Annotated in this window: 16 protein-coding genes; 12 read left to right on the top strand and 4 right to left on the bottom strand. The window is 70.0% G+C overall.

Annotated features, from left to right (window positions below):
- Positions 1-10 precede the first annotated feature (10 nt).
- The 11 genes from HY049_13910 to HY049_13860 all read left to right on the top strand — a co-directional run bounded on the left by HY049_13910 (position 11) and on the right by HY049_13860 (position 11,812).
- Positions 11-778, top strand: coding sequence for an ABC transporter ATP-binding protein (locus HY049_13910; protein ID MBI3449996.1), 768 nt, complete (start codon positions 11-13; stop codon positions 776-778).
- On the top strand, positions 775-2,484 hold the full coding sequence (locus HY049_13905; protein MBI3449995.1) for a hypothetical protein: 1,710 nt from the start codon (positions 775-777) through the stop codon (positions 2,482-2,484). Before HY049_13910 ends, HY049_13905 begins: the two co-directional genes overlap by 4 nt.
- Before the next feature lie 83 nt (positions 2,485-2,567).
- Complete coding sequence (locus HY049_13900; protein ID MBI3449994.1) at positions 2,568-3,242, top strand: hypothetical protein; 675 nt, start codon at positions 2,568-2,570, stop codon at positions 3,240-3,242.
- 29 nt (positions 3,243-3,271) lie between these two features.
- Positions 3,272-4,123 carry a DMT family transporter gene (locus HY049_13895; GenBank protein MBI3449993.1) on the top strand — a complete coding sequence of 284 codons (852 nt, stop codon included), beginning with the start codon at positions 3,272-3,274 and terminating at the stop codon, positions 4,121-4,123.
- Between the two features lie 84 nt (positions 4,124-4,207).
- Positions 4,208-4,507: a hypothetical protein gene (locus HY049_13890; GenBank protein ID MBI3449992.1), complete on the top strand. Its 300-nt coding sequence runs from the start codon at positions 4,208-4,210 to the stop codon at positions 4,505-4,507.
- Between the two features lie 78 nt (positions 4,508-4,585).
- Positions 4,586-5,179, top strand: a complete 594-nt coding sequence (locus tag HY049_13885) for a helix-turn-helix transcriptional regulator (GenBank protein MBI3449991.1) — start codon at positions 4,586-4,588, stop codon at positions 5,177-5,179.
- Positions 5,176-6,627: a retropepsin-like domain-containing protein gene (locus HY049_13880; protein ID MBI3449990.1), complete on the top strand. Its 1,452-nt coding sequence runs from the start codon at positions 5,176-5,178 to the stop codon at positions 6,625-6,627. Before HY049_13885 ends, HY049_13880 begins: the two co-directional genes overlap by 4 nt.
- 11 nt (positions 6,628-6,638) lie before the next feature.
- Positions 6,639-7,667 carry an ATP-binding cassette domain-containing protein gene (locus HY049_13875; GenBank protein ID MBI3449989.1) on the top strand — a complete coding sequence of 343 codons (1,029 nt, stop codon included), beginning with the start codon at positions 6,639-6,641 and terminating at the stop codon, positions 7,665-7,667.
- Positions 7,664-8,434 carry an ABC transporter permease gene (locus tag HY049_13870; GenBank protein ID MBI3449988.1) on the top strand — a complete coding sequence of 257 codons (771 nt, stop codon included), beginning with the start codon at positions 7,664-7,666 and terminating at the stop codon, positions 8,432-8,434. The genes HY049_13875 and HY049_13870 overlap by 4 nt, the downstream gene beginning before the upstream one ends.
- 73 nt (positions 8,435-8,507) lie before the next feature.
- Positions 8,508-10,172 carry a hypothetical protein gene (locus tag HY049_13865; GenBank protein MBI3449987.1) on the top strand — a complete coding sequence of 555 codons (1,665 nt, stop codon included), beginning with the start codon at positions 8,508-8,510 and terminating at the stop codon, positions 10,170-10,172.
- Positions 10,173-10,222: 50 nt separating this feature from the next.
- A complete protein-coding gene (locus HY049_13860; protein MBI3449986.1) occupies positions 10,223-11,812 on the top strand; it encodes a hypothetical protein in 1,590 nt (529 codons plus the stop codon).
- On the opposite strand, the gene HY049_13855 is transcribed toward HY049_13860, so the two are convergent.
- On the bottom strand, positions 11,778-13,880 hold the full coding sequence (locus tag HY049_13855; GenBank protein MBI3449985.1) for a hypothetical protein: 2,103 nt from the start codon (positions 13,878-13,880) through the stop codon (positions 11,778-11,780). The genes HY049_13860 and HY049_13855 overlap by 35 nt on opposite strands.
- On the opposite strand from HY049_13855, the gene HY049_13850 reads away from it, so the two are divergent.
- A complete protein-coding gene (locus HY049_13850; protein ID MBI3449984.1) occupies positions 13,828-15,672 on the top strand; it encodes a thrombospondin type 3 repeat-containing protein in 1,845 nt (614 codons plus the stop codon). The two genes, HY049_13855 and HY049_13850, sit on opposite strands and share 53 nt — an antisense overlap.
- Before the next feature lie 16 nt (positions 15,673-15,688).
- Here the strand turns inward: HY049_13850 and HY049_13845 are convergent, their stop codons facing one another.
- From HY049_13845 to HY049_13835, 3 genes are read right to left on the bottom strand one after another with little or no spacing between them, the layout of a single operon-like run.
- Positions 15,689-17,398, bottom strand: a complete 1,710-nt coding sequence (locus HY049_13845) for a response regulator (protein MBI3449983.1) — start codon at positions 17,396-17,398, stop codon at positions 15,689-15,691.
- A complete protein-coding gene (locus HY049_13840; GenBank protein ID MBI3449982.1) occupies positions 17,395-19,086 on the bottom strand; it encodes a HAMP domain-containing histidine kinase in 1,692 nt (563 codons plus the stop codon). The genes HY049_13845 and HY049_13840 overlap by 4 nt, the downstream gene beginning before the upstream one ends.
- On the bottom strand, positions 19,083-20,009 hold the full coding sequence (locus HY049_13835; protein MBI3449981.1) for an ABC transporter substrate-binding protein: 927 nt from the start codon (positions 20,007-20,009) through the stop codon (positions 19,083-19,085). Before HY049_13835 ends, HY049_13840 begins: the two co-directional genes overlap by 4 nt.
- Positions 20,010-20,025 lie beyond the last annotated feature (16 nt).

Here is a 20,025-nt window from a genome sequence, read left to right as displayed (position 1 = left end):
ATCGCCGCCCATGGAACCCGCCCTGGAGACGCGTGGCCTCACCCGGACCTTCGGCGACCTCCGGGCCGTGGACGGGATCGATCTCACCGTGCCGGCCGGGAGCTTCTACGGGTTCCTGGGCCCGAACGGGGCGGGCAAGTCGACCACGATCAAGTGCCTCACGGGTCTCCTCGCCCCCTCATCCGGATCGATGCGCATCCTCGGCCTCGATCCGATCGCGGATCCCGTCGCGGTGAAGCGGAAGGTGGGCGTCGTCCCGGAGGATCTCGCCCTCTTCGATCGCCTCACGGGCGTCGAGACGCTCGCCTTCGTCGGCCAGGTGCACGGCCTCGGCGCCGCGACGCGCCGGTCGAGGACGGCCGAGCTCTTGAAGCTCATGAGCCTCGAAGAGAGCGGCGTGACGCTCGTCGCCGACTACTCGCACGGGATGAAGAAGAAGCTCTCCCTCGCGGCGGCGCTCCTCCCCGCGCCGAGGCTCCTCTTCCTCGACGAGCCGTTCGAGGGGATCGACGCGATCGCCTCGCACCAGATCAAGGATCTCCTCGGCCAGTTCGTGAAGGGGGGCGGGACCGTCTTCGTGACCTCCCACATCCTCGAGATCGTCGATCGCCTGTGCGATCACGTCGCCGTCATCCAGAGAGGGCGCCTGGTGGCGCAGGGGACGATGGCGGAGCTGAAGGCGGGCGGGGCGGCCGGCCGGAGCCTCGAGCAGATCTTCCTCGATCTGGTCGGCGCGGAACAGGCGCAGGGCCCGGCCCTCGAGTGGCTCTCGCGGTGATCCGGTTTCTCCGCGCCTTCGTCTGGCTGAGGTGGCGGCTCGTGGTGAACGGACTTCGCGGCGGGAAGCGGCGCGACCTCGTCGAGGACATCTCGCGCGCGGCCGGCGTCGCGGTCCCCCTGATCGTTCTCTCATTCTTCGCGGTCGGCGCGGCGAGCTTCTCCTGGCTCTCGTTCCACGGCGGGCGTCTCCTTGGAACGGGGGAAGCGGCGGCGACGGCCGTCCTCCTTCCCGCCCGGCTGATCCTGTTCCTCCTTCTCTTCATCTTCTTCCTGATCCCCCTGGCCCGCTCGATGCACGGGTCGACCCTCGGCGTCGCGAGGTTTCTCCTCCTGCCGATCCCGCGATCGGCCCTCCACGCGGTGGAGGTGGCCGCGACCCTCTTCGACCCGTGGGTGATCGCGGTCGCCCCGGGCCTGGTCGCCTTCCCGCTCGGCCTCGCCGTCTCGGGCTCGCCGGGGCCCGCGGGGGTGGCGCTCGTCGCGGTCGCGGCGTTCCTGGTCCTCTGCGCCTCGCTCGGCGCTCTCCTCTCGTTCCTCTTCGCGTGGCTCCTCCGCGATCGGCGCCGCGCGGAGATCGTCTCGCTCCTCTTCATGCTCGCGGTGCTGAGCGCCGCCGTCGTTCCGGCGCTCGTGGTTCCTCGCGATCTCGGGAAGAGGCCAGGGCCCGGCGACGAGCGCGGCCCCGGGATCTCCCTCGAGGAGATAGACGCCCGGCTTCCCGTTTGGACCGCCGCGCTCCCCTCGGAGATGTGCGTCCGCGCCGTGCGCGCCGGAGCCGAGGGGGACACGGGTCGCGGGATGCTCTGGACGCTCGGGCTGACGGCCGAGGCGGCCGTCCTGTTCGTCCTGTCGGGGTCGATCCACCGCCGCCTTCTCGACTCGGGAGGGGCCGGGGGCACGCGGCGCGGAGATCGCGGGCGCGACGCGCGGGAGTTCCGGATCCCCGGGCTCGGGGCCGGCGCCTCGGCGGTCGCCGTCGCGCACGTGCGGACGTCGCTGCGCACGCTCATCGGGCGCCTGGCGGTTCTCGGCATGGCGCCGATGATCCTCGCCCTCGGGACACTCGCGGCCCGCCTCGGAGGGGACGCCCGCGCCGCGGGGCTTCTCGCGCCGGGGGGTTACGTCATCGCCGCCGGCGGGATGGTCTTCTCGCTCCTCACGCTCCAGCCGATCCTCATGAACCAGCTCGGCTCCGATCGGGCGGGGTTGACGCTCCAGTTCATCCAGCCGCTCGGCGACCGGGAGATCGTCCTCGGGAAGGCCGCCGGGGGGCTCGCGCTCTTCGGCGCGTGCGCGGTGCTGAGCCTGGCCGCAGGTCTGGTCCTCAACCGTTCGGGCGCGCCCCTCTCGTGGTTGGCGGCCCTCCTCGCGGGGATCTCGACGTACCTCTGGACGGCGCCCGTCTCGGCGCTCCTGTCCGCGATCTTCCCGAAGGCCTCGAACCTCGGAAGCTTCGGCCCGGACGGAAAAGCGCACGGCGCCTCCCAGTTCTTCGGGGCGCTGGCCACCCTTGGGGCCGCCGCACCTCCGATGCTCGTGCTGGTCTTCCGGTCGTCCGCCCCCGAGCGGGCGACGTCGGGGTTCACGCTGATCCTGGCGTGGACGCTTCTCGCCGCGTTCTCCGCCGTCCCCCTCCTCGGCGCCGCCGCGCGGCTTCTCGGCCCACGCCGCGAGAACATCGGCCTCGTCGCCTCCGGGCGCTGACTTCGAGAGCGGTATTCCCTCAACCCGGCCCCGTTGTGTCCGATTGACCTCCCGGAGTGTGCCGCGCACTCCGTGGAGACGTCATGCGGAAAAACTCGCGCGCGCACTTCCTCATCCTCTTCCTGTGGGCGTTCCTCCTCACGGGGATCGGCACGGTCGTCGCCGCCCCACATGGGGCCTGCGGCACGTGCCATCTTCCCGTCGCCCGCGCGGCGAGCGACGCCCCGCGCGGCGCCGGCGGGGCGGCGGCCATCTGCGCCAGATGCCACATGGCGACGGCGGAAGGGGAGGCGCACTCTCCCGTCGTGGGGGGCCACGCGCAGGGGGATCATCCGCGGGACCCGGTCGTGCCGCCCCTCGGAAGGGCCGAGGTCAAGCAGGTCGATTGCCTCTCGTGTCACTCCCCCCACCCCAACGGGCAACCTCATCAGCTCCTTGAGGTCCGCCTGAGCGGCGTGCGGGGCGACTTCGATCCCGAGACGCGGCTGTGCCTCTCGTGCCATCCGCTCGCCGCGGACTTCCGAGGATCCGGCGGCCACTTCACGCGCCACCCCGTGGGACGCGATGTCGCGGCGCGCGTCCAGCCGGTGCGGCTCGAGGCAGCCGATCTGTCCGCGCCCGCCCCCGAAGGCGTCAGCTGCGCGACGTGCCACCGGGCGCACGAGGAGCGCAACCCGTTCCTGCTCCGCTGGGCGATGAAGGACCAGATCTCCGCGTGCGCCGCCTGTCACGCCGACGTCGCGGCCGGCCTGCGCTGATCGGCCCGCCCGCGGAGTATCATGCCCGGATGCCCGCGTCGCGCGGAGCGGGGCGGACCGTCGCGCTGACGGGCGCCGCGCTCACCGGATTCGCCGCCAACTCGATCCTCTGCCGCCTTGCCCTCGCCTCCGGAGGGGCCGACCCGGCCACCTTCACGACGATTCGCCTCGGATCCGGCGCGATCGCCCTGGCGCTGATTGCGCTCGCCACGGGCTCCCCCAGGGCGAAGGCGCACGAAGGGTGGGGATCGGCCGTGGCCCTCTTCATCTACGCCGCCGCCTTCTCGTGGGCGTACGTCCGGCTGACGGCGGGGACCGGCGCGCTGGTCCTCTTCGCCTCCGTGCAGGCGACGATGATCGGCTGGGGGCTCGCGAAGGGCGAGAGGGTCAAGCGCGCCGAATGGTGGGGGATCGCCGCCGCCCTCTCGGGCCTCGTCGTCCTGACCTTCCCGGGGCTCACCGCTCCGGATCCGGGGGCTCTGGGCCTGATGGCGGCCGCGGGAGCGGCCTGGGGGGCGTACTCTCTTGCCGGGAGGGGGGGATCGAGCCCGCTCCGAACGACGGCGTCGAACTTCCTGAAGGCCGTCCCGCTCGCGGCGGGGGCGAGCCTCGTGTCGCTTTCCGGCGCGCACCTCTCCGCGCGAGGGGCGCTCCTCGCCGCCGCCTCCGGCGCGCTCGCTTCGGGGGTCGGCTACGCCCTCTGGTTCGCCGCGCTCCCCGCGCTGAGGGCGACGCGGGCCGCGATCGTCCAGCTTCTCGTGCCGGCGCTCGCCGCCTCGATGGGCGTCGCGCTCCTCGGCGAGCCGATCACGGCGCGACTCGTCGTGGCGGCGGCCGCGATCTTCGGCGGCGTGGCGGTCGCCTCGCTCTCCGGTCGCTGATCGTCTCCGCGCGCGCGCGTCTGATAGGATCGCGACGGTCGGCGCTCACGCGCCCTTTTCTCCGGAGGAACCATCATGCCCAGAATGAAACTCGCCGTCATCGCGCTGCTCGCGATCGCGCTCGGCACCGCCGCCGCACACGCCGCTGCGGCGAAGACCTACCAGGTCACCGGCCCCGTCCTCTCCGTCACCGCGGACACCATCGTGGTCCAGAAGGGGGAGGACAAGTGGGAGATCTCCCGGGACGCCGCCACCAAGGTCACTGGCGATCTCGCCGTCGGCTCGCAGGTCACCATCCAGTACCGCATGTCGGCCGTCTCCGTCGAGGTGAAGGCCCCGAAGGGCGAGGCCAAGGCCCCCGCGAAGTCCAAGTCGAAGTCCTGACCCCCCGCCGCGATTGGCCGGGCGGACATATTCAAAAAACTTGACAATTTTGAATATCGTTCTACGATGGGCTCCGCCATGGAGCCCACCCGCCCGGCCGTCGTCGTCCTGAAATCCCGCGCCCAGCTCGACGCCCTCGTCTCCCCGATCCGGCTCGAGATCCTCGAGCAGTTCCGCGATCGGCGCGCCCTCGCAATCGCCGACGTCGCCCGCCGGATGGAGCGCTCCGCCACTTCCCTGACGTATCACGTGGCGAAGCTCGCCCGCGCCGGCATCCTCGTCCGGACCGGGATGCGCCGCTCGGGCGGCCGATCCCACTCCCTCTACGCGCTGGCCGGCGAGAGGCTCGCCGTCGGCGTCCGCGCCGGCTCGCGGCCGGCACTCGACGCCGCCTCACGCTCCATCGCCACGATGCTTCGTCTCGCGGCGCGCGAGGCGGGGCGCGCGCTCGCGGCCGGGTGCGGCGACGCCCGCCGGAAGAGCGCGAGCCCGTTCGTGCGGCGCATCCGGACGCGGCTCACCGACGCCGACGCGGAGAGTCTCGCGCGCCGTCTCGAGGAGCTTCAGGAGTGGCTCGCCTCGTGCGACGGAGGAAGAGCCGGTCGCCCTCACGCAGTGACCGTCGTCGTGGTGCCGCTCGCCCCGCGCGGGCGGCGGAAGGAGAGCCGATGAACCTTGGAGAGTTCCGATCTTCGGTCCGATCCGCGGCGCGCGTGCCGCTCCTCTTCGAGGGGACGGTGACGCGGCTCGGCATCGAGAGCCCCTGGACCATGCACGTCTCACCGGCAGGGAAGTTCGCGCTGCGCATCGTCGGCCGCGTCCCGCGATCGATCGGTTTCGACGGCTCGGCCGTCTGGGCGGCGGACGCCTCCGGGACGTCGCGCACGCTCCTCTTCGACGAGCGCGACGCGTGGTACGTGCCGCTCGCGGCCGCGACGCATGCGTGGCTCGACGGTCCCGAGCCGGCGCGCGCCGCGATCGTCGAGCCGGGCGACGGCCCCGACGTGACGATCGCCATGAGCCTCGACGAGAGCGCGCCGCCCTGCCGGCTGGTCTTCGATCGCACCACGCGTCTTCCGCGCGCCGTCATCGTCCCGGGGAACCACGCCGGGGGCCAGCGGTGGGAGTTCACGGACTTCCGCGAGGCTCACGGCACGCGATTCCCGCACACTCTCGTTCATACGAAGCCGGGGACGGTGAACACGTACCGGGTCGATCGCGTGCGCTCGGTCGCGTCGATCGCGGACGCCGCCTTCTCACCCACCCCCTCGCCCCGGCGAGCCGTCTTCCCGCCGGAGCCCCGCCCGGTCTCCCTCGAGCTCGCGGTCACCGGCCACCTCGTGTGCCGGCCCCGACTCTCGGGCCGGGAGGCCGGCGCCTTCATCTTCGACACCGGCGCGGGCGTCCCGCTCGTCTCCCGCGCCGCGGCGGAGGCCGCGGGTATGGCGGCCTTCGGCCGAACGGCGATGAGCGGGGCCGGCGCGGCGATCCGCGAGGCGACTCTTCGCGACGGGGCCCCGTTCGAGCTCGGCGGGGTCGAGATGCCCGATCTCTGCTTTCTCGAGGCCGACCTGTCGTCGTTGAGCGGGGCGCTCGGCGTCGAGATCGAGGGGGTCGTCGGTTACGACGTGCTGGCGCGGACGGTCGCCGAGATCGACCTGGCCGCGCCGTCCATCACGCTGCACGACCCCGGAGCGTACCGGCTCGCCGGGGGGTCTTGGCAGGAGCTGCTGCTCCGCAGGAACCACCCGCTCGTGCGCTGCCGCTTCGAAGGGGATCGCGAGGGGCTCTTTCTCTGGGACACCGGGGCCGGTTCCGCGCCCGTGATCTTCACCGCCCCCACCGTCCAGAGGCTGGGCCTTCTCGACGAACGGGAGACGACCACGGCGCGCGCCATGGGCGCCGGGGGGGAGATGGAGGTCCGGATCGGGACGCTCGCGTACCTCGAAATCGCGGGGCGGCGGATGGAGCAGGTCCAGGCGGTCTTCCCGTCGCCTCAGGAGGGCGCCCTGGGCGATCCGTGCATCGCCGGCCTTATCGGCAATCCTCTCCTCACCCCCTTCCGTGTCGTCATGAACTACCCTGCGGGACTCATCGCGTTCGTCGAAAAGGTGTCCTGAGGTCACGCCCGATGTCCGTCGGCCTGCGCACGGAGAATCTCAAGAAGGTCTTTCACACGCCGCCTCCCGCCGCCGCGGGGGCGCGCCCGGTCGGCATCCTCGCGACGCGGAGCCGCGTCGGGCCCCGGGACAAGCCGAAGGACGACGTGGTCGCCCTCGACGGGATCTCGCTCGAGGTCAAGCCGGGGGAGATCTTCGGGCTGCTCGGCCCGAACGGCGCGGGGAAGTCGACGACCGTCGGGGTCCTCACGACGAGGGTGACCCCGACGTCGGGCGGGGCCTTCGTCGGGGAGCACAGCGTCACCCGGGAGAGGACCGCGGTGAAGCGGCTCATCGGCGTCGTACCCCAGCGGCCGAACCTCGACTTCGGCCTCACGGCGCGCGAGATCCTCACCTTCCACGGCGCCTACTTCGGCATGGGCGCCGCCGAGCGCGCCGCGATCGCGCAGGCCCTCCTCGATCGCTTCAAGCTCGGGGATCGCGCCGACCAGCTCCTCTTCGGCTTCTCGGGCGGAATGCTCCAAAGATTGTCGATCGCGCGGGCCATGGTGCACGACCCCCGCGTGCTCTTCCTCGACGAGCCGAGCGCCGGCCTCGACCCCCAGACGCGGCTGCTGCTGTGGGAGATCGTCCGCGAGTACAACGCGCGCGGCAAGACCATCCTGATGACGACGCACAACATGGAGGAGGCCGACGGTCTCTGCCACCGCGTCGCGATCATCGATCACGGGAGGGTGATCGCCCTCGGCACCCCCGACGAGCTGAAGCGCTCCGTGCCGGGCGGCTACCTCGTGAGGCTCCAGTTCGATCGCGCCGTCCCGAAGCTCCTCGACGTCCTGCGCGCGCTCCCCGGCGTCACCGAGGTGCGGCAGGGGGCGGGGGCGAGCGTCGATATGTACGCCGACCGGGGAGGGGCGCTGATCCCGATCCTGGTGAACACGGCGCAGGAGAGCGGCGTCGACATCCTCGACGTGCACATCTCGGCTCCGAGCCTCGAGAACCTCTTCCTCCACCACACGGGAAGGAGCCTCCGCGAATGAACTGGAAGACGTTCCTGGCGATGCTGTCGCGCGACGCCCACGTGGCCCGGCGGAACTTCGTGCCGCTGCTCCTCCAGACGCTGCTGCAGCCGATGCTGTTCGTCTTCATCTTCGGCCGCGTCATGACGGGAAGCGGGCTCATGCCGCCGGAGTACAAGAGCCTCCTCCTCCCGGGGGTCATCGCCATCAGCATGATGCTCTCGGGGATCCAGGCCGTCGCCCTTCCGCTCGTGAGCGAGTTCCAGTTCACCCGCGAGATCGAGGACCGGCTCCTCGCGCCGATGGAGATCGAGTGGCTGGCGATCGAGAAGGTGGTCGCCGGCATGATCCAGGCCCTCGCGGCCGGGCTCGTCGTGATCCCTCTCGCGCGGCTCATCATGGGCCCGGGGACGAATCTGAGCTTCGACGCACCGCTGCGCTTCCTGGCCGTCTCGCTGATCGTCTCGTGCCTCGCGGCGGCGATCGGCCTCACGCTGGGGTGCTCGGTGGGACAGACGCAGATCGGGCTGATGTTCTCGCTCGTGCTGGCGCCGATGATCTTCTTCGGCTGCACCTACTACCCGTGGAGCGCACTCGACAAGTTCCCCATCATGCAGAAGGCGGTGCTGATCAACCCGCTGGTCTACGCGAGCGAGGGGTTCCGGGGAGCGCTGGTGCCGCAGTTCCCGCACCTGGGGGCGGGAGGGGTGATGGGCGCGCTCGTGCTCTTCGACGCCTTCTTCATCTTCCTCGGCCTGCGCCAGTTCCGGAAGAAGGCGATCGCTTAGGAGCGCGCCCGGGGGTGCTCCTATCCCGTGCAGGGACGTTTCGGCCGGGCGGACGCCGTGATACTCTGTCGGGATGCGCTTCCGGATCCTTCCCCGCCTTTTCGCCTGCTTCGCTCTCGCCGCCGCCTCCGCCGCCAGCGCCCAGACCCCCGAGGGGTTCGGGGAGAACACGACAGGCGGCGCCGGCAAGCCGATCGTCCACGTCACGAACCTCATGGACAACGATCCCAACCAGGCGGTCATCGCCGGAAGCCTCCGGGCGGCGGTCCACGGGAGCAACCGCATCATCGTCTTCGACGTCGGCGGGACGATCACGCTGAGACAGAAGCTCGACATGCGAAGCCAGAGCAACGTCACGGTCGACGGCACGACCGCGCCGTCGCCGGGGATCACGCTCCGCCTCAACCAGTTCGAGATTCGCGACTCGCACAACATCATCGTGCGAAACCTGCGCCTTCGAGACACCGCCGACCTGGACGACATCACTCCCGGCTTCATCCTCTTCAAGAACTGCTCGGACGTCTGGCTCGATCATCTGTCCGCCAGCCGCATCAGCGACGAGTCGATAGGCGTCTTCGGCGGCACCCCAGCGGAAGGGGCCCCCGTCGACGTGACCGTCTCGTGGTGCCTCATCACCGACGCGCTGCACACCGTGAGCCACGGGAAGGGACTGCTCGTCTCGGGTCCCGGCAGCGGGGACGCCAACGTGCCGATCACCGGCGCCTTCGCTGATCGCGTCTCGGTGCACCACAACATCTTCAACAACAACCCGGAGAGGAACCCCCAGATCAGCGGGAACAACAACACGGCCACGGCGATGCCGCTCGTGGACATCCGGAACAACCTCGTCCACAACTGGATAGATTACGGCACGCGCATCCGGTTCAACGGCACCGGGAACGTCGTGAAGAACATCTACCTCTCGAACGTGAAGCCGAACTTCGCCCTCCTCCTCGAGCAGAACGGCCCCGTCTTCACCTCGGGAAACATGGCGCCGGCGCAGGGGGCCGGGGTCGACATCAACACGCTCGGGAACGCCGGCTCCGCGATCACCGCGCCGCCGATCACCGAGGACAGCGTCGCCTCGCTGCCGGCGGTCCTCCTCGGTGACGGGATCACGACGGGGGCCGGCGCCCTCCCGCGCGACGCCGTGGATGCGAACGCGATCGCGCGCGTCGCCGCGGATCTCGGATCGAGCCTCCAGACGTGCTCGGCGCTCGGGGGGACGGGGTGCTCGGCGGGATCGATCTGCAACGGCGGGACGTTCACCGCTTCGAGCGATTTCGGAAGCCTCTGCTGCGTCGCCGGAACGTGCATGGCGCCGCCGGGGCAGGACACCGACGGCGACGGCGTGGAGGACGCGGTGGACGACTGCCCGGCGATCTACAACCCGTCGCAGACCGACACCGACGGCGACGGCGCCGGGGACGCGTGCGATCTGACCGTCACCTTCCCTCTCGCCGGAGACATCCTCTGCAGCGATCCGCCGCCCCTCGTCCAGTGGACGCCGAAGACTTACGACCGGTTCAAGCTCTTCGTCGGCGCGAACGCGGCGTTTACGGTCAAGGTCTCGAGCGGAAGCACGCTCCTCAAGACCCCCTCGTACCAGGTGCCCGCGAAGAAGTGGGCGAAGATCTGCGGGAAGGCGAGCCCCAGCCTCTTCTTCCGGGTGCTCGGGAAGGTCGCGGGAACGCACACGTCGGAGCTGAGCGCGGTGGACGCCGTCGTCGTCAAGTAGACGGCACGACGCCACGCGGACCCTTCAACCGGACCGTTCGAGAGGAAACGATGCGAAGACTCCTGGTCGGCACGATGGTCGTCGTCTTCGGGGCGTGGGCCGGGGCGCGGGCGCAGTCCGTCCCCTCGGGGTTCGAGTTCCAGGTGAACACCTACACGATGGGCGTCCAGTCGGGACCCGCGATGTCCGGAGATGCGCGGGGGAACTTCGTCGTGGTCTGGACGAGCGTGGGCCAGGACGGGGACGCGGGGGGGATCTTCGGCCAGCGGTTTGCCAGCAGCGGCGTGCCGCAGGGAAGCGAGTTCCAGGTCAACACCTACACATCGGGCAGTCAGTTCGGGCCCGCCGTCGCGATGTCGGGCTTCGGGAGCTTCGTCGTCGTCTGGTCCAGCTTCGGCCGGGACGGAAACGGCTACGCCGTCGTCGGGCAGAGGTTCGACAGCCTGGGCGGAAAGCTCGGCGTCGAGTTCCAGGTGAACACCTACACGGCGGGCGACCAGTACTACCCGGCCGCGGCTGCGGACGCCGGCGGGAGCTTCATCGTCGTGTGGCGCGACGTGGGGGCGGGGCTCAAGGTCGTCGCGCGGCGGTTCGACGGTCTCGGAAACGCGCGCGGCGGGGAGTTCGCCGTCACGACGTCCACATCCAACTTGCAGACGAACCCCTCGGTCGCCGCAGATCCTGCGGGGAACTTCGTCGTCGCGTGGCAGCAGAAGGCGCCGGCAGCCCCCAACTGGTCGGTGTCGGCGCGTCGGTTCAACGGCGCTGGCGCCGCGACGACACCCGACATCCTCGTCAGCTCGTACACGAGCGCGGACGAGCGCCAGCCCACACTGGCGATGGCGGCCGACGGCAGCTTCGTCGTCGTCTGGGCGCGCGACACCGGAACGAGCTACGCCGCGATGGGCCAGAGGTACTCCTCGGCGGGCGCCCCCACGGCGGGTCCGTTCCTCGTGGCCGCCTCGACGAGCGAGAACACGCGCGTGCCGCGCCTGGCGGGAGATCCGGTCGGCAACTTCGTCGTCTCGTGGACGGGCGACGACGGCTCGGGGTACGGCACCTTCGCGCGGCTCTTCAACAACGCCGGGCAGAAGCGCGGCCCCGAGTTCGCGCTCAATACGTACACCACCTCGAACCAGCTCGCCTCGGGCGTCCACATGGACACCGACGGGAACTTCGTGACCGCGTGGCAGAGCGCCGGGGAGGACGGATCGGGGGACGGGATCTTCGCCCAGCAGTTTGCGTGCACCGACGTCGACCTGGACGGCATCTGCGATCTCCAGGACGTCGTCGTGACGAACCCTCTGGTCTCGGACACGCTCGATTGCAGCAACCCGCTCGCCCTCCAGCCGACCATCCAGTGGGACGGCGGGGCGTACGACAAGTTCCGCGTCCTCATCGCCGCCGACGCCCAGTTCACGACGGCGAACCGCGTCACGAGCGGATCGACCCTCCTCAAGACCCGCTCCTACACCCCGCCCGCCAGGAAGTGGAAGAAGGTCTGCGATCGGGCGACGGCGATCAACTCGGTGACCCCCCAGGTCTTCGTCGAGGTCTACGGCGTGGACGTCAGCGTGCCGAAGAGCGCGCCGAACCGGACGACTCTCAGCCAGACCGTGCAGGTGGCCGTGGCGCCTTGAAGAGGCGCTCGAGGTTGGCCCGGTGGAGGGGGTTCCCGGGGGCGAGGCGCATCGCCTCCTTCTGCGCGGTGAGAGCCGCCAGGCGATCCCCGGACAGCACCGCGAGGTTGGCGAGGTACTGGTAGACGAGCGCGCTCCGGGCCGGGCCGTTCAACCCTTCCGCCCTTTCCAGGAGACCCCGCGCCTCGGCGACCTTTCGCGACTCGACCGCCTGGCGCGCCGCGTCGCAGAGACGATCGACCTCCGCGCGCGCCGCGGCGTCGGGGGGCGGAAGCGACGCCGCCTCTCGCTGCCACAGCTCGGCCGCCCGCCCGAGGAACGCCCCGAAGTCCTCGCGGGCCAGATCGCGGGAGGGCCAGAGCGGATCGAGCCGCGCGTCGAGCTCGAAGTACTCGAGACGCACCGGCCCCGGAAGAAACGTCGTGGTCGGGACGAGGCCGGGGGTGAGGCGCGCGAGGAGGCCGAGATCCGGGGCGGCCGCCTTCCCCGCCGCGCCGATCTCGAAGGGGTTCCCGAAGAACGTCTCGATGGCGCGCTCGTCGCCGGCGCCGGCCTCCGCGGAGGCGGGCAGCGCCACGCGGCGCGGCCGGTAGAAGAAGCGGAAGACAGGGTCCTCCGCCATCTCGCGATCGCTGAGGTAGTAGGGATCGAACGAGCCCGAGGCGTTGTACCAGACGATGGCATCGGGCCGCCGATCGAGGACGTACGTCCCCCATCCGCGCCGGTGCCCCGCCCAGCCGACCGAGACGACGAAGACGGGGCGGTTCGCGATGTTCTCGTCGGTCAGGCCGAGCATGTCGATCGCGGGAAGCTCCGACACGTAGGGAAGCGCCCCCGCGGTGTTCACGGCGATCGTCGATCCCGCGGGCAGGTGCCCCTTCATCCACTCCCCCGCCGCCTCCCCCACGATCGCCGTGCGCGACGCGACGAAGGCTCGGTACCCCTGCGGTCCGACCTGCCCCGCGGCCGCCGAGAGGAGGCATGCGGTGAGGGCGACGAGGGCGCGTGGCGTCGCGCGCGCGGCGAGACGCTCCGCGAGCGCCGCGATCGAGGTGGCCGCAATCGCGGCGGCGATCGGGAGGGCCGGGATGAAGAAGCGGAAGAAGGGCATGAAGTCCCCCCCCACCGCGACGACGTAAAGAATCCAGGCGATGGGGAGCATCGCGAGGACCGAGATGGAGACCGCGGGGGCGCGCCCCGCCCGGCGCGCGCGCCACGCCACGCCCAGCGGCGCCGCGGCGACGGCGAGCGCCAGGACCGGGTAGCCGAGGCACCACTCGCCGAGGTGCCTGGCGCCGGTCAGGATCTGCTCCCACCCTCCCGTCACCTTCGCGGTGAAGGTGTTCGGGACGAGCTTGCCGTAGTACCAGAGCCGCCAGCCGAAGTAGGCCCCGTACAGGGCCGCGAAGACGGCCGCGGCGCGAATCGACGCCGCGAGAGGCGGCCTCGCGCCGTCGCGCCACCACGCGCAGAGAAAGAGGGCCACGAGCGTCAGGCCGAACCAGAGCCCCCCTTCGGGGCGCGTGAGCGCGGCGGCGACGAACGCCAGCGTCGAGGCCGCGCCCGGACGATCATCTCTCAGCGCGAGGGCGACGCTCAGCGAGACGAGCGCGGTGAAGAGCATCGTCTCCATCGCCGACGTCGCCCAGTAGGCGAAGGCCGGAAGCGGAAGGAGAAGGAGCGGCGACAGCGGCAGCGCCGCCCGGCGCCTCGGAGCGTCGCCTCGCATCGCGAGCTCGAGCCGGACGGCGGCCGCGACGGCCGCGATCGCCGCGAGGAGCGAGATCCACGGAAGCGCGGCGGCGGGATCCATCCCGGCGCGCAGCATCCCCGCCGAGAGGATCACGTGGAGGAAGTTCGTGTACCCCTCGACTTTCTCGCCCGGGTTGTAGACGAGGCCGTTCCCCGCGACGAGGTTCCGCGCGTAACGGAAGGAGATGTACGTGTCGTCGAGGAGATAGCCGTGGTAGCGGACGAGGCCGGCGGCGAAGAGGGCGGCGGCGAGGAGCGAGCCGATGACGACGGCGCGGTGCCGGCGCCACGCGAAGGGCAGACATCGAAGCCGCATGGGGGGCGATTCTACTCCGCGACTCGGAGAGATCGCACACGCGCCTCGGGACTCGGGTCGCGCCCGCCGCGGCCGCGTGCTAGTTTTCCGGCGCCGTCGACGCGTCACCCAACAGGAGACCACGATGAAGCCACTCTGCGCCGGAATCCTCCTCACGGTCCTCGCACCGGCCGGCCTGGCCCTCGCCCAGGGGGGCCCCTCGAAGGCCGGGACGGAGTTCATCGTCAACTCGTACACGACCAACAGCCAGACCCAGAGCGCCGTCGGCATGACGGCCAACGGCGACTTCGTCGTCGCGTGGCACGCCCCGGGATCGAGCGGGTACCCGGTCTCCGCGCAACTCTTCGACGCCTCGGGCGCCGCGGTCGGCCTCGAGTTCCAGGTCAACGCCGCGACGACGTCGTACAACACGCGGCCTCGCGTGGCGGTGGCCGGGAACGGCTTCGTCGTCGTCTGGCGGGAGTCGTACGGCTCGACCTACCTCGTCCACGCCCGGCGGTATGACAGCGCCGGCGCACCGAAAGGCCCCCAGTTTCAGGTCAACACCGACACGAGCTCGCTCGTCGAGCCCAACGTCGCGTCGGACCCGAACGGCGCCTTCGTGGTCGTCTGGAGCGGGTCCGACGGCTCGGGGGACGGCATCCTCGCGCGCCGCTTCAACTCGAGCGGAGCCCCCCTCGACGCGCAGGAGTTCCTCGTGAACTCGTACACCACCGGCGAGCAGGACGTCCCCGCGGTCGCCTACGCCGGCGGGAACTTCGTCGTCGTGTGGGAGGGGCCCGGGCTGGGGGACGCGAGCGGGATCCACGGGAAGCGTTTCACCTCGAGCGGCGCGGCGATCGGGGGCGAGTTCCTCGTCAATTCCTACACGGGCTCGTACCAGAGGCAGGCGGCCGTCGCCGGGGATGCCACGGGCGACTTCGTGGTGGCGTGGGCCAGCAACTTGCAGGACGGGAGCTCGTACGGCGTCTTCGGACAGAAGTTCGGAGCCAATGGGAACGCGAAGGGGCAGGAGTTCCAGATCAGCAGCTTCGTCACCGGCGCTCAGGAGTACCCCTCGGTCGCGATGAACGCCTCCGGCGATTTCGTCGTCGCCTGGACGAGCTACGGCGGGCAGGACGGCAGCGGGGGGGGAGTTTTCGGCCAGGCCTTCCGAAGCTCCGGCGGGATGCTCGGGAGCGAATTCGCCGCAAACGTCTTCACGACGGGCGATCAGGTCGTGCCATCCGTCGGGATCGACACGTCGGGGAACTTCACCGTCGCGTGGCAGAGCTTCGGGCAGGACGGCGACAATTACGGCATCGTCGCGCAGCTCTTCTGCGGCCCGGGTCAGGACAAGGACGGCGACGGCGTCTGCGACGCCTCGGACAACTGCCCGAACGACGCGAACCCGACGCAGAGCGACGCCGACGGGGACGGGATCGGCGACGCCTGCGACGTCTTCATCACGTCGCCGGCGAACGCCCAGAACCTCGACTGCACCGATCCGAACACGACGCGGCCGACGATCTTGTGGAACAAGGGGAACTACGACAGGTTCCGCGTCTTCTTCTCGGGGAACGCCGCCTTCACGAAGGCGGCGCGCGTGTCGAGCGGCAGCACGCTGCTCGTGACGAACTCGTATTCGCCGACCGTGAGGAAATGGAAGAAGGCCTGCGGCAAGGCGATCGCGGCGAACCCCGGCGCGCACCAGATGTTCATCCGGGTGTTCGGCGTGGACGCTCAGCTTGCGAGCGGAGACCCGAACCGGAAGACGTTCAGCCAGGTCGTGAACGTGGGGATCGTGCCGTAGGGCGGCTCTCGAGCCCTCAGGCGACGGGGCAGGCTTCGAACGCCCCCACCGCCGCCAGGAGATCATCCCGGGAGAAGGGCTTCTGGAGGCGGGGCGCGGCGGCAAGGATCGGATCGCAGATCCCGGCGGCCCCCGGGACGTCGCCGCTCGCGAAGAGAACGCGCCCCGACATCTCGGGCCTGCGGCTGAGCAGAGCGCGCACGAACTCGACTCCTCCCATGCGGGGCATTTTGACGTCGGTGATGACCAGGTCGAACTCTTCCTCCTCCGCCCGCCGAAGCGCAACTTCCCCGTCCGGGGCCGTCACGACGGCGTGACCCGGCTGCGTCAGGACGGTGCGCGCGAAATCGAGGATCATCGGCTCGTCGTCCACCAGAAGGATCTTCAGTCCCGGCAACGCGGTCCTGCCGGCGACGGGGGCGCTTTCGCGCCGCCCTCCTGCCGGAGCGACGGGGCGCGCGCGGTCCCCCGCGACATCCTCGAGAACGGGGAGGGAGACGGCGAACGAGGCCCCGCCCCCCGCGCGATTGAACGCCTTGATGTCTCCACCGTGCTCCAGCACGATTCCGTAGCAGATGCTCAGGCCCAGGCCGGTGCCTCTCCCGGCATCCTTTGTCGTGAAGAACGGATCGAAAACGTGAGGGAGGGCCGACTCGGCGATTCCCGGACCCTCGTCGCTGATGACCGCCTCGATGCGCCCATCCCGGAGCCTCGTGTCGATGCGGATCGCCCCGACCCTGCCGTGCCCGACCATCGCCTGCTCGGCGTTCGTGAGAAGATTGACGAAGACCTGCTGGAGCTGATTGGAGTCGAGCATCGTCTTCGGGAGATCCGGAGCCATCTCGGTGTGCACCGTGATGTTCGCGACCTTCAGCTCGTATTCGCGAAGCTGGATCGACTTGACGATCACTTCGTTGAGCTGGAGGTGGCGCTTCTCCGGCTCCTGCTTCCTCGCGAACGAGAGGAGGTTCCTGACGATCCCTGCGGCCCGCGTCGCCTGGTCGGCGACTCTCTCGAGAGGAACGCGCTGTGAGTTCAGATCGTCGCTCTGCAGGGCCAGGTGGGTGTATCCGATGACGCTCGTGAGGGGATTGTTGAGCTCGTGGGCCACTCCGGAAGCCAGCCTGCCGATGCTCGCCAGCTTCTCGGACTGAAGCAGGTGCTGCCGGGCCTCCTGAAGCTCGGCGGCCCGTCTCGTCAGGTCCTCGTTCGCGCTCTTCAGCCGGACCGTCAGCGCTTCGTTCTCCCGCCGGCGCGACCATCCGGCCAGCATGTTCGTGGCCTTCTGGATGATCTCGGACCGGGTGAAGGGCTTGTTCAGGAAATCCCACTCGTCCTGCGCCTGAGGGCCGAAGATTCCGCCGATATCCGACAGCGATCGGTCCTGGTACGCGGTGACGAACGTCACCAGGATTCTCGGATCCAGAGCGCGGAGCTGCCGGACGGTCTCGAGCCCGTCGATCCCGCCCGGCATCCGCATGTCGACGAAGCACGCGCAGAGCGAGCCCCCGCGATGATAGATCCCCGTGGCCAGCCGGACCGCCTGCTCTCCGCTGTCGGCGAGGGTCAGCGTGCAGCGGACGGCGAATCCGTCCACCGGCGGCGCTTCTCCCCTCGAGGATCGGGGGAGATCCATGGCGACCCGCGGCGAGAGAAGATCCTCGTACACTTTGAGGATTCCCGGCTCGTCGTCGACGGCAAGTATCGCGTCATGCATGTCGTTCATGCGGCGTCACTCCTCGGCAGTTCGACGATCATCTTCGTACCCTTGGTCGGCGCGCTCCATCCCAAGCGGACGTCGCCACGAGTTCGCCGGGCGAGACGGCGGCAGATCCCGAGTCCGAGTCCGGTTCCCTCCCTGGGCCCCTTGGTCGTGAACGTGGTCTCGAACAGTTTGGCCTGATGATCCAACGCGATGCCCGCGCCGTTGTCCTGAACGCGAACCTCGATGAACCTCGGACTGTCGACGATCTCGATCAGGATCTCCCCCTCGCCGCGGGCGCGGGCCGCGTCGATGGCCTGCATCGCGTTTCGGAGCAGGTTCGTGAAGATCTGCACGAGCTCGCCGCGATCGGCCCGGACTCTCAACGCCGCGCGCTCTTTCGCCATCTCGACGCGGATCGCCCGCTTCTCGATGGGATCGCGGAGGACCTCGATCGACTCTTCGACAACCTGGGCCACGTCGAGTTCCTCCAGCGTGATCGCGGATCGGCTCATCGATCTCATGCCCTCGACGATTCTGGTGACACGCTCGATCTCCTTGAGGAGAAAATCGATCTGATGGGCGCGCTGGTCGTGGAGTCGCCTGAAGCCGCCGAGGATTCGCTTCAGGTTGTCGAGGTCTTCTTCCAGGAGGGGAACCGTGCCGCAGCCGTCACGCCCCGGGACCCGGCGCCTGAAAGAGGCCTCCAGCGCGGGCAGGCCTCCCGATCGGTACTCCTCCGACCACCCCTCCACGATTTGCTCGAGGACTTGAAGAAGCGGACCGTGATGGCTTCCCAACTCGTGCCGCTCGTTCTCGAGCCGGCCGTAGACCGCGGCGATGGGATTGAGGATTTCGTGGGCCGCCTGGCCGGCGACCTCCCCGACCGCCGCCAGACGGCTGGACTGCAAGAGTGCCTCCTGCGCTTCCTTCGTCGCGGCCCGGGAGAGCTGGAGGCTCTCGGCCATCTGGTTGAAGGAGCGCGCGAGGCGCCCGATCTCGCCGGCCCAGGTCTCGGGCACGCGGGAATTGAAATCGCCCGCGGCGACGCGGGACAGGCGCTCGGACAGCCGCTCGATCGGGTGAATCAGGTATCGGAGGGACACGAGAACGACCAGGGAGCCGAAGGCGACGGAGAGCGTGAAGAGACCCACGGCGGATCGGAGCGCCCGGCGCAACCCGTCCTCCATGTGGCGCCGGCTCAACCCGACCCGGACCGTTCCGTCCAGATCGACCCTCCCCTGCGCCGGAACACCGAACGTCGCCTCGACCTCGGGATCGACGCGGGCCGCTCCAGCGCGGGATCGGGAGTTGATCAGCATCTCGACCTCGAAGAGGCTCGCGTCCGGTTCCCGCGATGGATCCGCCGCCGACCCGTACCCCGGCTTCCATCTCTCGAGAAGAATCTCCCCGCCGTGATCGGAGAACGCGATGTGCACGATGTCCCTGTCGTCGAAGGCACGGTCCGCGATCTCCGCCAGCACGACTCCGTCGCGGGTCATGACGGCGTAGCGGGACGTGAACGCGAGCGCCCACGCAATCGTCCGGACGCGCCCCTCCACCTGGTCCGCGAGGGACTGCCGGGACTCATCGTACAGATACCAGCCCGTTCCCGCGCTGGTGGGGACGACGAGGAGAAAGAAGAGAGCGAGGAATCTCGCCCGGAGGGAAAACCGCAGGATCGGGAGCCTCACTCCCCGCGCGGCGCTCACTCGACGATCCGATCCGCGGCACGAAGGGTCTCGGGAGCTATCGAGAGATTGAGAGTTCCTTCCGTCCGGCGATTGATGACGAGGCGAGGGTGCTCCGGCGCCTCCACGCGATCTCCGGCGAGCGCCCCCTGGACGTTGACTCTCCTCAACATCCGCGCCGCCTGGCGGCCGATCTCCGCGTAGTCGGGAGAGAGCGAGAGAAGGGCCCCCGCGCTCACGTAGGCTTCGGAGAAGACGAGGAGGGGAACCTTCACTTCGAGCGAGAGGTTGAGCACGAACTGGAACGATTCCCTGCTGAAGCACGTGCTGTCGGGGATCAGCCAGAGGGCCTGAACCTTGCCCACGAGGTCGCGGACGACGCCCGGGACGTCGTTCGCGCTCGAGACGGGCCGGGGGATCAAGTCGAGGCCGAGGAGCTTCGCCTTCCTGCCCGCGTCCTCGATCAGGCTCGCGGAATGGGCGGGGTCGAAGACGACGCCGACGGTCGTGACCCCGGGAAGCGCCCGCCTCAGCGCCCGGAACTGGGTCTCCGGGTCGACGTTGAGCGAGATTCCCGAGACGTTCTTCGCGCTCAGGACCGACTCCGAAACTCCCATCGCCATGCAGAACACGACGGGGATGTCGGGAATCTGCGGAGCGAGAATCTCCGTCGCCAACGAGCCCACGGTGAGAACCGCGTCGGGCTTCTGCTCCCGAATCTCGCGAAGCACCCATGCCCCTTCGGCCACGTCACCTTTCAGGCTCATGACGACGACGGGCGACCCTGTTTCGGCCCTGAAAGCGTCGACCGCTGCGCGGTAGGGCGCCAGGTCCTGGCTCAGCGCGATCACGACACCGCGGCCGCCCGCCCGGATCGCGGCCCCCGGGGCGGGTGAGAATCCCACCGCAAGAAGCAACACCGACACCGGCAGGACGCGTCGCATCGACCGACTGGCCTCC

The sequence above is a fragment of the Acidobacteriota bacterium genome (assembly GCA_016195325.1).
GTDB lineage: Bacteria > Acidobacteriota > Polarisedimenticolia > JACPZX01 > JACPZX01 > JACPZX01.
This window is presented reverse-complemented; position numbering and strand designations above follow the sequence as displayed.

Bases quoted from the DNA above. Each gene is read 5' to 3' on its own strand.
- HY049_13875 (MBI3449989.1), top strand. From the start codon at position 6,639: ATGTCCGTCGGCCTGCGCACGGAGAATCTCAAGAAGGTCTTTCACACG.
- HY049_13880 (MBI3449990.1), top strand. From the start codon at position 5,176: ATGAACCTTGGAGAGTTCCGATCTTCGGTCCGATCCGCGGCGCGCGTG.
- HY049_13890 (MBI3449992.1), top strand. From the start codon at position 4,208: ATGAAACTCGCCGTCATCGCGCTGCTCGCGATCGCGCTCGGCACCGCC.
- HY049_13850 (MBI3449984.1), top strand. From the start codon at position 13,828: ATGACGACGGCGCGGTGCCGGCGCCACGCGAAGGGCAGACATCGAAGC.
- HY049_13865 (MBI3449987.1), top strand. From the start codon at position 8,508: ATGCGCTTCCGGATCCTTCCCCGCCTTTTCGCCTGCTTCGCTCTCGCC.
- HY049_13835 (MBI3449981.1), bottom strand. From the start codon at position 20,009: ATGCGACGCGTCCTGCCGGTGTCGGTGTTGCTTCTTGCGGTGGGATTC.
- HY049_13845 (MBI3449983.1), bottom strand. From the start codon at position 17,398: ATGAACGACATGCATGACGCGATACTTGCCGTCGACGACGAGCCGGGA.
- HY049_13870 (MBI3449988.1), top strand. From the start codon at position 7,664: ATGAACTGGAAGACGTTCCTGGCGATGCTGTCGCGCGACGCCCACGTG.
- HY049_13895 (MBI3449993.1), top strand. From the start codon at position 3,272: ATGCCCGCGTCGCGCGGAGCGGGGCGGACCGTCGCGCTGACGGGCGCC.
- HY049_13855 (MBI3449985.1), bottom strand. From the start codon at position 13,880: ATGCGGCTTCGATGTCTGCCCTTCGCGTGGCGCCGGCACCGCGCCGTC.
- HY049_13860 (MBI3449986.1), top strand. From the start codon at position 10,223: ATGCGAAGACTCCTGGTCGGCACGATGGTCGTCGTCTTCGGGGCGTGG.
- HY049_13900 (MBI3449994.1), top strand. From the start codon at position 2,568: ATGCGGAAAAACTCGCGCGCGCACTTCCTCATCCTCTTCCTGTGGGCG.
- HY049_13885 (MBI3449991.1), top strand. From the start codon at position 4,586: ATGGAGCCCACCCGCCCGGCCGTCGTCGTCCTGAAATCCCGCGCCCAG.
- HY049_13910 (MBI3449996.1), top strand. From the start codon at position 11: ATGGAACCCGCCCTGGAGACGCGTGGCCTCACCCGGACCTTCGGCGAC.